Annotated in this window: 11 protein-coding genes; 4 read left to right on the top strand and 7 right to left on the bottom strand. The window is 39.9% G+C overall.

The features are described from left to right. Window positions 1-43: 43 nt before the first annotated feature. Window positions 44-1,945 (bottom strand): fructose-specific PTS transporter subunit EIIC, encoded by a 1,902-nt coding sequence (locus A6E06_RS11820; protein ID WP_065593527.1) that lies wholly within the window; start codon window positions 1,943-1,945, stop codon window positions 44-46. A gap of 309 nt (window positions 1,946-2,254) precedes the next feature. Here A6E06_RS11820 and A6E06_RS11815 point away from each other — a divergent pair, with 309 nt between their 5' ends. Next, a complete protein-coding gene (locus tag A6E06_RS11815; RefSeq protein WP_065593528.1) occupies window positions 2,255-3,109 on the top strand; it encodes a helix-turn-helix transcriptional regulator in 855 nt (284 codons plus the stop codon). Window positions 3,110-3,123: 14 nt separating this feature from the next. On the opposite strand, the gene A6E06_RS11810 is transcribed toward A6E06_RS11815, so the two are convergent. Genes A6E06_RS11810 through A6E06_RS11800 form a run of 3 tightly spaced genes read right to left on the bottom strand, consistent with a single transcriptional unit; the run spans window position 3,124 to window position 3,961 of the window. Further along, entirely contained in the window at window positions 3,124-3,522 is a 399-nt protein-coding gene (locus A6E06_RS11810) for a hypothetical protein (protein ID WP_065593529.1), read from the bottom strand. Continuing rightward, window positions 3,522-3,746, bottom strand: coding sequence for a membrane protein insertion efficiency factor YidD (gene yidD, locus A6E06_RS11805; RefSeq protein ID WP_065593530.1), 225 nt, complete (start codon window positions 3,744-3,746; stop codon window positions 3,522-3,524). Before yidD ends, A6E06_RS11810 begins: the two co-directional genes overlap by 1 nt. Next, the gene (locus A6E06_RS11800; protein WP_065593531.1) at window positions 3,746-3,961 is read right to left on the bottom strand and encodes a DUF4177 domain-containing protein; all 216 of its coding nucleotides are present in this window, start codon (window positions 3,959-3,961) and stop codon (window positions 3,746-3,748) included. The genes yidD and A6E06_RS11800 overlap by 1 nt, the downstream gene beginning before the upstream one ends. 221 nt (window positions 3,962-4,182) lie before the next feature. On the opposite strand from A6E06_RS11800, the gene A6E06_RS11795 reads away from it, so the two are divergent. Continuing rightward, window positions 4,183-5,058 carry a DMT family transporter gene (locus A6E06_RS11795; RefSeq protein ID WP_065593532.1) on the top strand — a complete coding sequence of 292 codons (876 nt, stop codon included), beginning with the start codon at window positions 4,183-4,185 and terminating at the stop codon, window positions 5,056-5,058. A gap of 18 nt (window positions 5,059-5,076) precedes the next feature. On the opposite strand, the gene A6E06_RS11790 is transcribed toward A6E06_RS11795, so the two are convergent. The 3 genes from A6E06_RS11790 to gcvH form a co-directional block, all read right to left on the bottom strand. Continuing rightward, window positions 5,077-7,125 carry an EAL domain-containing protein gene (locus A6E06_RS11790; RefSeq protein ID WP_141676965.1) on the bottom strand — a complete coding sequence of 683 codons (2,049 nt, stop codon included), beginning with the start codon at window positions 7,123-7,125 and terminating at the stop codon, window positions 5,077-5,079. 330 nt (window positions 7,126-7,455) lie between these two features. Continuing rightward, window positions 7,456-10,323, bottom strand: a complete 2,868-nt coding sequence (gcvP, locus tag A6E06_RS11785) for an aminomethyl-transferring glycine dehydrogenase (protein ID WP_065593533.1) — start codon at window positions 10,321-10,323, stop codon at window positions 7,456-7,458. 23 nt (window positions 10,324-10,346) lie between these two features. Further along, entirely contained in the window at window positions 10,347-10,727 is a 381-nt protein-coding gene (gene gcvH, locus A6E06_RS11780; RefSeq protein WP_065593534.1) for a glycine cleavage system protein GcvH, read from the bottom strand. Window positions 10,728-11,015: 288 nt separating this feature from the next. Here gcvH and A6E06_RS11775 point away from each other — a divergent pair, with 288 nt between their 5' ends. Together A6E06_RS11775 and gcvT are read left to right on the top strand one after the other, a co-directional pair. After that, on the top strand, window positions 11,016-11,624 hold the full coding sequence (locus A6E06_RS11775; protein WP_255312089.1) for a helix-turn-helix domain-containing protein: 609 nt from the start codon (window positions 11,016-11,018) through the stop codon (window positions 11,622-11,624). Between the two features lie 77 nt (window positions 11,625-11,701). Next, on the top strand, window positions 11,702-12,820 hold the full coding sequence (gcvT, locus tag A6E06_RS11770) for a glycine cleavage system aminomethyltransferase GcvT (protein ID WP_065593536.1): 1,119 nt from the start codon (window positions 11,702-11,704) through the stop codon (window positions 12,818-12,820). Window positions 12,821-13,031: the final 211 nt, after the last annotated feature.

Below are 13,031 nucleotides of genomic sequence, written 5' to 3'. Positions count from 1 at the left end.
CCATCAAACAAAGGGGGAGGTTGGCGATGGTGTCACAAAATAATTAAGCAGTTGCTACCGTTACGTTTTTGTTTTGACGCATCTTCTTAATAGAGATACATACAAGAGCGGTCACTACCGTACCAGTTGCCATACAAGCGATAGCAAGTACTGGTTTATTCATTGCGCCTAGTAGAGCGACGACAGGACCACCATGAGCAACGCTATTGGTAATGCCGAATGAGAAGGCCATTACTGCCGCTGTCATAGAACCAAGCATATTTGCAGGAATGACAGAGATAGGATCTTGTGCTGCAAATGGGATAGCGCCTTCAGAAATGCCCACTAAGCCCATTGCACCAGAGGCTTTACCCGCTTCGATTTCTGATGATTCAAAGATATTGAATTTACGCCCAATAACGGTTGCTAATGACATACCTAGTGGTGCTACAGGGATTGCACACGCCATTGCACCCATGAATTGAGTTTGCCCACTCGCTATCATGCCAACAGAGAATAGGAACGCGACTTTGTTGAATGGACCACCCATATCAAAGCCTGCCATACCACCAAGAACGATACCAAGTAGAACCACATTACCGGTGCTTAAGTTTGTTAAAAGCATCGTTAATGAATCCATCAAACTTGCAATTGGGGCACCAATAACGAAGATGAATAAACCAGAAATGAACAATGAACCAGCAATAGGAGCAATCATGATTGGCACAAGAGGCTGGATAAATTTATGGTAATTAATGCTTACGATAAATTTAACAAAGTAACCAACCAGTAAACCGGCAATGATGGCACCAATGAAACCAGTCCCTGCATCTGCACCATAGAAAGAACCGTTGTTGGCAATCCAACCACCGATAAGACCAGGTGTTAATGCTGGACGATCAGCAATGGCGTAAGCAATATAACCAGCAAGAACGGGGATCATTAACGTAAAGGCAACAACACCAACATCAAGAACTTTATTCCATAAACTACCAGGTGGGATCGCCATGCCACTTTCTGTTGGTTGGCCACCTAATGCCAGAGCTAGTGCGATTAATAAGCCGCCAGTAACAACAAACGGGATCATGTGAGATACGCCGTTCATTAAGTAGCGATACAAGTCTGAACGTGTTTGAGAGGCCGTGTTTTTTGTATCGTTTGAATTAGAAGAAGCGTCAGCAACAAAAGGTGGTTGAGTTAGAGATTGAGTAATCAGTCCTTTTGCATCTTTAATTGGTGCTTTAACATTGGTTTGAATTAATTTCTTTCCAGCGAAGCGAGTTAGGTCAACTTGCTTATCACAAGCAACAATAATGGCATCTGCCTGTTCTATTTCTTCTGCGGTAGGGCTGTTTTTAACGCCAATTGAACCGTTGGTTTCAACTTTAATTTTGTAGCCTAATTCAGCTGCGCCTTTCTCAAGCGCTTCGCACGCTAAATATGTGTGTGCTATGCCGGCAGGACAGCCAGTGACGCCAATAAGAAAGCCCTGATTTGCTTCAATTGTGTCTACTTCTTCTGGTTTTTGCAGAAGCAATTCCAATGCTGCTTTAGGAGACGTAGCCTTTATGAATTTTTCAATAAATCCATCTTCAATTAATTTAGAAGAAAGTTCTGCTAATACTTCAATGTGGTGGTCTGCGCCATTAGCAGGAGATGCAATCATAAAGAATAATCGTGACGGTAAACCATCATCAGCACCGTATTCAATCCCTTCTTGGCTAACACCAATCATGACTGCTGGTGAAATTACCGCTGCGCTTTTTGCATGAGGAAGTGCAACGCCTTCTTCAAATCCAGTATTACCTAATGCTTCACGAGCATAGATATCCGCTAAAAATTGTTGTTTGTCACTGATGCGACCTTGTTTGTGTAAGGTGTTGGCCATCTCTGTAAAAACGTCGTCTTTGGTTTTAGCTGTGAGGTTTAGACAAATGAGCTGTTCATTAATTAAGTCGGTTATCATGATTCATTCCCAATTTTTTGTGGATTGCTTGAGTGGGAATAGTGTGGATCCGATAAGACTTATTGATAAGTGTGTGAGAAAGACATTTACTGGATTATTGTATCGCCTTCTTCCAAGTGTGATTAAGATCTTATTTTTATAAATCGAAATACCTATAATGTACGAATCAAAAAAGTTTTTAATAAATATATAGTTACGTTCAATCTTTATCTTTATATGGTTTGTTTTTTGTTTTCTATTTGTTACTTATTGAATGGCTTAGTGGATAAAAGTAGCGTTTGTTTTTTGTTATTTCTAATGTGAGAAAGCATGGCTGTTGTATTTAATAGTGTTTTAGAAGCGCTTTTGTCTGAACGAGAAAGCTTTAATCAGATTTGGTTTGCGGGTGATAAAGTCACACCACCGCAATTTAGTTATCAGGTAAACTTCCCTCGTTTAGAATTGGTTATTAGTGGTGAATATTTAAATCAAATTGAAGACCCAGATCTTGGAATTACAGAGATTAAAGTGATGGCGGGAGATGCATTATATATTCCCCCAAACTGTTGGAATAAACCAAGTTGGGATGAAGATTGTTCAGTGTTGAGCTTATTATTTGGCCGTCGCCAAGTTGGTTTTAGTTTGGTGGGTAAACGTAAGGGTGAATCTGGATTTTATGATGTCCAAAAATACAGTATTCAAACTCGCACAGGTCATGCGATTGATAACATTTTAGAAGCACTAAATGCACTAGCAAGAGAGCCAAACAAAAAACCGATGGATGAACACTTACTACTTGCTTTGTTAAGTTACAGTAACGCAATGCTGGGTGAACCAAGTGACGTGATTTCACCGAAGAAACGGAGTGAAGATCTGTATCAAGGGATATGTATATATATTCAAGAAAACTTCCATCGCAGTATTGATAGAAGCAATATAGCGAATCGATTTAACATTTCGCCAAATCATCTGTCAAGAATGTTTAGACAACAAGGACACATGACATTGGCAGATTACATTACGTGGGTTCGTATTGAACGTGCAAAATTTATGCTGAAGAAATATACATTTAGATTGACTGAAGTGGCAACACGCTGCGGCTTTCAAGATGTGAATTACTTTTATCGAGTATTTAAGAATAAAACCACGTATACACCGTCTGATTATAGAACCATGATAAAATAGGGCACGAAAGCGCCCTAATTAAACAATTTATTTTTTATCTTTTCTAAGAGAGCGTACGACAATTGATAGTTGTGCTCTCGTGCGATTTTTTGTGAGAAAAACAGTTGAGGTAATTCAATAATCGCAATGGCGATTAATATGCAGAATCCAAACTCTTCACCAGAGAAAATCAAAAATAACCCTAAAACTAAAGACAATAATTCCCCAAAGAACCATAAGTATTTATTTAAGTATAAATGATGAAATCCGCCTAAGAATAAGACGTTTAAGGCTGCATAAGTATCAGGGTCTTTTAAGAGTTGTGCTTGCTCTTTATAGTAGATTTTACGATCTTCATCCGATAACACTGCTACTTGTTTTCTTAGTTGTTCTTCTTTATCTTCTAATTCATTCTTCTTGATAAGAAAATTCATTATGGAACCTCATCGTAAATTATTTCAGTCAAATCAGGTTGATTACAACGTTTAATTCTTTGTAATCCTAGCTTCCAGCCTTTGAAGGCTCCATATTTTTGAATACATTTTTTTGTATATTCAGAACAAGTAGGTTCAAAGTTACATTCAATATTTAATAACTTTTTTGATCCGCCTTTATTTTGGTAGGTACGGATCAAAGTAATTGATAGTTGTGCGAGCATTAACGACCTAATGTAATAATAACGGCTTCACGTTTCCAGAAAAGAAGAAAGCGTTTTTGCTCTACGATTTGAAAAGCTAGCTGCCAACCTTCTTGGGCGTACTTGTTTAGTTCGGCTTCCATTTTTTGAATTGGAACGCCACTTGCGCCTAAGAAAATAGTGCCACAACCGCCTTCCACTAAGTGAATGACTTTGTACTCTTTGAAGCTTGTCATTGCTATTTACTCTATTGTTTTAAAAAGAAAAGAATGTATTTTATAATCTGTGAATTTACAATTTAAAAAATTAGAATCGTAGGTATTTGTGGCGTAGCTCTCAATTACTATTTTGGATGTTTTTTTTTATATTTAACTAAATGAGAAGAGTTACTTCCCATGTTACAAAAATAGAGTTAAGTTGGTTTTTATTGAGATTAAATGCTAAATAAAGGATTATTTTGAGCTGGATACTTTTTACCTTATTGGCGGCATTTAGTCAGTCATGGCGTAACGCATTTCAGAGTCGCTTAAGTAAAGAAATGAACGTGACAGGAGTGACGCTGTCACGTTTTTTATGGGCAAGTCCGCTTGCTGCATTTTATCTGTTATCCCTTTATATTTATCAGCCCGTTTCTTTGCCTATTTTTACTACTTACTCATACCTATTCATTGTTGGCGCATCGATAATGCAAATTATAGCGACTGGATTGATGGTGGTATTGTTTAAACAAAAGAATTTTGCGATTGGTGCCGGATTAGCAAAAAGCGAAGCGCCAGTCGCAGCTTTTCTCGGTGTGTTGTTTTTTGGTACTTCATTGTCATTGTTGGGCTGGGTAGGTGTCGCGGTCGGAGCCATCGCGGTTTTTATGTTGAGTTGCCCTGATGGTATTCGTAGCCTTTCATTAAAGACGGCCTTGATTGGTTTAGCGTGTAGCACTTCATTCGCACTCACTTCATTATGGATTAGAGAGGCAAGTCTAACGCTTGATATTCCATTTCCTCATCGTGCGGCTTGGGTTCTATTGTTGGTTATCACGCTCCAAACCTTGGTGCTCGTAGCTTACATGCTAGTTAAAGATCGCTCTACTCTAAAAACGATGTTTACCAAACCTAAGTTAGTCATTATGACGAGTATTACCAGTTTTATCGGTTCGTTAGGGTGGTTTAGTGCCATGTCATTACAAACGGTACCACTAGTAAAAACACTTGGACAAGTAGAGGTGTTCTTTACTATGTTGATCTCTTTATTTTGGTTAAAAGAGCGCATAAAAAGAAAAGACATACTTGCCTTAATATTAATAGCTATCGCTGCCGTGTTAGTGATGTGGCAGTAGTATGACTCGACCTTAGTATTAACGCATGCGCTTATACTGTTCTATTAATTTTAATGTTTCAGAGAGCGGTTTTGGTCTTGATAATAGAAAACCTTGTACCGCATCAACGCCACATTTTGCAACGAACTCGTATTCTTCTGGAGTTTCAACGCCTTCAGCGACCACTTCACAGTCAGCTATTTCGCCCATTTTTGCGATTAATTGATACAACTCCCTTCCTTTTGAGGTGGTTGCGTCTAGCAGTAATGAGCGATCAAGTTTCACTTTATCAAACGGGTATTTATTTAAATGGGGAAAGGAAGCGTAACCCGTTCCAAAATCGTCCATTGATATTTTTATCCCGTGTGATTTTAAGTTTTCCATCGTCTGTAATAAAGGAAGATTATCACTCAAAATCGCTTCTTCTGTGATCTCAAGTTCTAACCACAGGGGAGAAATAGAAAAGTGGTTTAGTCGTGATAACAAATGAGAGACAAAATCGGCCTTTTCAATGGAAGCAACAGAGATATTGATAGCCACTCGATGCTGTGGTGATAATGCCATTTGTTGCATATCCAATAAAACTTTATCAATAACCAACTTATCTAACATTGGCATCATGTTTAGCAATTGAAAGTCAGAAATAAACGTCGGTGGATGCAGTTTTCCTGCATTGTCGTGATAACGCAGTAATGCCTCAAATGAGAAAAAGTGCTTATCTAATACAGATTGTAAAAGTTGGTAATGCATGACTAACTCACCTTGATGGAGCAAGGTAGCCAGTCGCTTTTGAGCCGATGACATATTTAAACTGGTCATCGCCGACGTTCTGACACTATCGAGTAGGCTAGTAAAAATAGTTTTTTCTACAAGAGTATCTGACATGGCCTCTTTTAAACGAATAGAGTATCTCCCCGCAAAAGAAAGATAGAAAGGGCGATAAACAAAGATCCCGACAATGATAATAATTAACTGTAGCAATGATCCCTCAATATTGTTGCCCATCGCAATGTAGCCGCTAAAGAGAGGAGGAGTCATCCAATTGACAACATCGACTACAGGCGATATGACCCCGAGTGAAATTGATAGATAAGTAATCAAAAAGCTAATTAAAGGTAAACCTATAAATGGAATGATCAGAAGCGGATTAAAGATAATAGGTAAACCAAATAGCAATACTTCATTAATGTTAAACATTACCAATGGAAGAGCAGCTAACGCTAACATTATATGATTACGTTCTTTAGAAAAAATCAAAATACACAATAATAGGCTAATGCTGTTGCCTGAGCCTCCCATCGACATGAAGGCATCATAGAATCCTTGGCTAATGATATTAAGAGGTGCTTCACCTGCAGTCCAAGCGCTCATGTTTTCTTGTGTTGCAGAATAAATTGTCTGCTTTATGGAAAACAGCATATTGTGGCCATTGATGCCGATAGCACCTAACAAACCAAGTAAGGTTTGATAAATTAATCCACCAGAGAAAGTTAATGGATCAAGGTTGATCCCACTAATGAATGAAGTGAAAAATTCAATTACCTTAACCGTCACTTTAGAAAGAAATAATGTAAAGCTAATAAATAAGAAAAGGTGTGCCACATGTTTGAACAGGCGTGAGGTAAAATCCGGTGCTTGTGGCTCTAATTGTTGTAAATTGAAGCGAGTACAGTACGTAAAAGTAATTAAAGCACTTAGTAAAGCGAGCAGTGGGTTGTTTGGGAAAAAATAAGACGTTGATAAGGTGCCGCTTTCAATTGAGATAAGATAAAAAAGAGTTAATGAATAAATAATAAAGAGCGCATTGTTGAAGGTTGTCTTATGAGATAAGTAATAACTGGTAATTATACAGAATGAGAGTGGGTAAATATTGATCAGTAAATTTGATAAATGAAAACATAACCCAGAGATAAATGGTAATTCTAGAAGTTGGAATGTATGACCTAAAAGTACAGCGAGCGCATTAGAGAGTGTTAAAGGCAGCAGCAATAGTGCGATAGCTGAAAGATCATAAAAATATGACTGTGAATTATGGCTGCTTGATGTCAATTTATTTTTTAAAACGGACAGTAAGTGTAAAAGTGAAATATGTAATGCACTAGGGAAGCGGTTTGTTTTCAAAGGTGGTATCCAGTAAATAAAACTATCGCGAAACTAAAGAAGTTGAGAAGCTATAGAAAGAAATCATAGTGATTAATATAAAGTGGTTTTTTATTTTATTTGTTTTACTTCATGATATAAGCTGTATTTTTGAAGGAGAATGATATCACTATATTGTTCTTTGTCATGTTTTACTTTAAATAATCGAATGTAGAATAACAATTTTCCAGTTAATAATGTGCTTCTTTTAAGGAAAGAAAAAGGCAAACCAATTGGCTTGCCTTTATTGTATTCATAATCGGTATTATTTGCGGGGTATTATTCTTCGTAGTTATCAATGCTTGGGCAAGAACAAATTAAGTTTCGGTCACCGTACACGTTATCAACGCGGTTTACCGTTGGCCAGTATTTAGATGCTTTTGCTTGAGCTGATGGGAAACAAGCCACTTCACGAGTGTATGGGTGATCCCACTCGTTCGACATTAGATCGACTTGAGTATGCGGTGCATTCACAAGCGGATTATTGTCTAACGGCCATTCGCCTTGCTGAACTTTATTCATCTCTTCACGGATTGCGATCATTGCTTCACAGAAGCGATCCAATTCGGCTAAGTCTTCAGATTCTGTTGGCTCAATCATTAACGTCCCCGCAACAGGGAACGACATGGTTGGTGCATGGAAACCAAAGTCCATCAAACGTTTCGCAATGTCTTCTTCACTGATCCCTGTTGCTTCTTTAAGCGGACGGATATCAATAATACATTCGTGAGCAATTCGACCATTTGTACCACGGTATAAAACAGGGTAGTGAGGACGTAAGCGCTCCATTACGTAGTTCGCATTCAAAATAGCCACTTTAGTCGCTTCTGTCAGACCCATTTCACCCATCATCGCAATGTATGCCCATGAAATAGGAAGAATAGAGGCACTGCCTAGATCCGCAGCAGAAACCGCATAATCTGGACCTTGAACGCCATTTTCAGAGTGACCCGGAAGGAAAGGGGCTAGGTGCGATTTAACACCGATAGGACCCATACCCGGACCACCACCGCCATGCGGAATACAGAACGTTTTATGTAAATTTAGGTGAGAAACATCAGAGCCAATAAAGCCAGGACTGGTTAAACCAACCTGTGCATTCATGTTGGCACCATCAAGGTACACTTGACCACCTGCTTCATGAACCATGTCACACACTTCACGTACTTGCTCTTCATATACACCGTGTGTAGAAGGGTAAGTGATCATGATGCTTGATAGGTTTTCTTGGTGCTTAGCGATTTTCTCAGCCAAATCGATCATGTCGATATTGCCGTTATCATCACATTTAACGACAACCACTTTCATTGACACCATTGAAGCGGTTGCAGGGTTAGTTCCGTGAGCAGAGCTTGGGATCAAGCACACGTTACGGTGACCTTCGTTGCGGCTTTCATGGTAACGTTGAATCGCAATTAATCCTGCGTATTCACCAGATGCGCCTGAGTTCGGTTGCAGAGAAAAATCATCGTAGCCTGTGATTTCACACAGCATCGATTTTAGAGACGTTGCTAAGGTTGTGTAACCTGCCGCTTGGTTAAGTGGTGCGAATGGGTGAATACCACCAAACTCAGGCCACGTGACGGGAAGCATTTCAGCCACAGCATTTAACTTCATGGTACAAGATCCAAGCGGGATCATGCCGTGAGTTAATGAGAAATCTTTGTTTTCCAGTTTTTTCAAATAACGCAGCATTTGTGTTTCGCTGTGATGCGTATTGAACACTGGATGAGTTAAGAACGATGAAGTACGACGACACGCTTCAGGAATAGCCGAGAACTCATCTTGACCAATATCATTTGATAAGCTGTCACACTCTGCGTTATCAACACCAAATACAGCCAGTAACGCCACTAAATCAGAAACCGTGGTGGTTTCATCAAAGCTAATGCCTAATTCAGTATCAAATTTACGTAGGTTGATGCTGGCGGCTAGGGCTTTGGTGTAAAGAATGTCAGTTTGTTGTTCTGTCTTAACCGTTAACGTATCAAAGAAGTGTTGATGTGCTAATTCAAACCCTGCTGATTGCAGAGATTTTGCAACGATAGCCGTGAAATGATGCACACGACGAGCGATAGTTTTTAGGCCTTCAGGACCGTGATACACCGCGTAGAAAGAGGCCATATTTGCAAGTAACGCTTGAGCTGTACAAATATTCGATGTCGCTTTTTCACGACGAATATGCTGCTCACGCGTTTGCATTGCCATACGCAGCGCTTGATTGCCTTTTGAATCAATAGACACCCCAATCACACGACCCGGCATAGAACGTTTTAGTTTTTCACGTGTTGCCATGAATGCAGCGTGTGGACCGCCGTATCCCATTGGAACACCAAAGCGTTGTGCGCTACCAATTGCTATATCCGCACCCATTTCACCAACAGGTTTAAGAAGTACTGAAGCAAGTAGGTCGGTAGCCACAACCACTAAGGTTTTCTTAGCGTGCGCTTGGTCGATCAATGTTGTTAGATCTTTTACTTCGCCCGTCGTTCCTGGGTATTGAAGCAATGCACCAAACACATCATGTGAATCTAAATTTGAGTCCGTATCAACAACAACGTCAAAACCGATGAATTTAGCTCGTGTTTTGATTACTGCTAACGTTTGTGGGTGAACATCATCTGCCACAAAGAAAGTCGAACTCTTGTTTTTACCACCACGTTTACACAGTGTCATGGCTTCTGCTGCTGCGGTCGCTTCATCAAGAAGGGAGGCGTTAGCAATATCAAGGCCTGTTAAATCCATTACCATTTGTTGATAATTAAGTAACGCTTCTAAACGACCTTGAGAAATCTCAGGTTGATAAGGGGTGTAAGCGGTGTACCAACCTGGGTTTTCGAATACATTACGTAAAATCACATTAGGCGTGTGCGTATTGTAATAACCTTGGCCGATATAGCTTGTGTTCAATGTGTTTTGTTGAGCGATTAGTTTTAACTCAGCAAGCATGGCATTTTCAGAAAGGCCGTGAGGTAATTGCATTGGCTGAGGCAAACGAATTGAGCTTGGTACGGTTTCTTCGATTAATTTTTCTAGTGTTTCAGCGCCAACCGTATTGAGCATATGTTGATGCTGTGAAGAAGCGGGACCATTGTGGCGACGAATAAACTCGTTATCCGTGCCTAATTGTTGAAGAAGCTGACTCATGATCTTAATCCTTTTTGTTATTTTTATTCTTCTTCGATGCTTTCAAGGTATTGATCGCCAGGAATTAAGTTTTCAAGATCACCGTCGTCAGATAGCTTGATTCGAGCAATCCAACCACCTTCATACGGTTCTTCGTTAACTAACTCTGGGCTGTCTTCTAATTCTTCGTTGATTTCTACAATCACACCAGAGACTGGAGAGTAAATATCTGAAGCCGCTTTTACTGATTCAACCAAAGAGAAGCTTTCTTTTGCGGTTACTTCGTCATCGACATCTGGTAGATCAACAAATACCACATCACCCAGTAAGCCTTGAGCGTGAGCAGAGATCCCAACCGTTACCGTACCGTCGCCATTTTCACGTACCCATTCGTGGCTTTCTGTAAATTTAAGTTCTTTTTCCATGATACTTCTCCAGTGTGAGTTGCTATTAGCATTAAGTGAAATCAGAAGTGAGGGTGGTATTAATTACATCCATCACATTACATCTGATAAACATACAAGTGTGAAATGCAACATTCAACGTCGAAGTTTCCAATAAGAAACTTTGTTTCCCGTTTTGCTACCTAGCGCACTATTTGAGCATCCTTGTTGCCTTTTCTCTCGCAATTTTCCTCTGTAAAGTGAATATTAAGAGCGCTATTTGGATGCTTAATGAGCAAGGAGAGCAACTTGAGTGAACCAAGAAATATAATGACAGAGGCTAAAATCGTTAAAGTAGAGAAAAATAACGAAGAGCAACCGATTGCTCCTCTCGATCTTGGTAAAAGATTAAAAGCCATTCGTATTCAGCTTGGATTGACGCTTGAAGAAGCCAGCAAGCGAACGGGTTTGGCTCGTTCAACGTTATCAAAAATAGAAAATGAACAAATATCACCCACATTTCAGGCGTTGCAAAAGCTAGCCAGTGGATTAGATATTGATATCCCGCAAATATTTGAGCCGCCAAAGAAAAAAGGCGCGGTAGGAAGGCGAGATATCACACTGGCAGAACAAGGTAAGCCGCATCCAACGGCCACTTATGAACATGAACTGCTGGCGACGCAATTATCCAACAAAAGAATGATGCCATTTAAAAGCCGCATACGTGCTCGAGATTTTAATGCCTACGCAGAATGGGTTCGTCATGACGGAGAAGAGTTTTTATTGGTTCTAGAAGGAGAAGTTTGTTTTTACAGCGAATTCTATGAACCTGTTAATTTAGCGGTAGGGGACAGTGTTTATTATGAGGCAAGCATGGGTCACGTGCTTATTTCAATCAGTGAAGAAGACGCTCAAATTCTCTGGGTTACGGCCAAATAATACGTAATCAATAAACGCTTACTTAATTAGAACAATAACGACTAAATCAGCCAGTGATGGCACATGGAGAAAGAAGAATGTCAGAACAACTAAATAAAACTGCACTTTTTAATATGCACGTAGCTGCTGGCGCAAAAATGGTGCCATTTGCCGGTTATGATATGCCAGTCCAATACCCACTTGGTGTGAAAAAAGAACACCTTCATACACGAGATTCGGCAGGGTTGTTTGATGTATCTCACATGGGACAACTGCGATTAAAAGGTGAGGGCGCGGCGGCTGCATTAGAAGCATTGGTTCCGGTTGATATTATTGATCTTCCTTCTCAAAAACAACGTTATGCGTTCTTCACTAACGAAGAAGGCGGCATCATGGATGATTTGATGGTGGCTAATTTTGGCGATCACCTGTTTGTTGTTGTGAATGCCGCATGTAAAGAACAAGATATTGCGCATCTACAAGCAAACCTTCCTGAAGGTGTTGAGCTTGAAGTGATTGAAGATCGCGCTTTATTGGCATTACAAGGTCCTCAAGCGGCAGATGTATTATCACGACTTCAACCGTCAGTGGCTTCTATGCTGTTTATGGATACGGCTGTTATTGAGATCAATGGCATCGAGTGTTACATCAGCCGCTCTGGTTACACAGGTGAAGATGGCTACGAAATCTCAGTGCCAAATGATAAAGCCGCAGAGCTTGCAGACGCATTAACGTCTTTTGAAGAAGTAGAGTGGATCGGACTTGGTGCGCGTGATTCACTGCGCTTAGAGTGCGGTCTGTGTTTATACGGTCATGATTTAGATACCACCACCACACCAGTTGAAGCAAGTTTGTTGTGGGGTATTAGTAAGAACCGTCGTGCGGATGGTGAAAGAGCCGGTGGTTTCCCTGGTGCTGATATCATTCTTAAGCAAATAGAAACCAAAGATGTGAACCGCAAACGAGTTGGTTTGGTTGGTCAAACTAAAGCTCCTGTTCGTGAGGGCTGTAAATTGTTCGATGCAAATGATACTGAAATTGGTGTGATCACTTCTGGTACTGCAGGTCCGACAGCAGGTAAACCGGTGTCAATGGGATACTTAAGAACCGATCTTGCTGTTATTGGCACTGAAGTGTTCGCTGAAGTTCGAGGCAAAAAATTAGCAATGACCGTTGAAAAAATGCCGTTTGTACCTCAGCGTTATTATCGCGGTTAAGGTTTTCAGTTAGCTATTGTCTAACTAAACCTCCATTTATGATATTCACAAAGCCCTCTATGCTTACATTAGCTAGAGGGTTTTATGTATAAAATGTAATAAATATTGGAATTATCATCAAATTTGCACTAAATATTAATAGAGGTACGGAAGAAATTGTTACAGTTTGGTTGTTCTGTATTTTTTGTGATTGGTTTATTTAATATGTGTT

The sequence above is a fragment of the Aliivibrio sp. 1S175 genome, assembly GCF_001690985.1.
In the GTDB taxonomy this organism is placed as follows: Bacteria; Pseudomonadota; Gammaproteobacteria; order Enterobacterales; family Vibrionaceae; genus Aliivibrio.
This window is presented reverse-complemented; position numbering and strand designations above follow the sequence as displayed.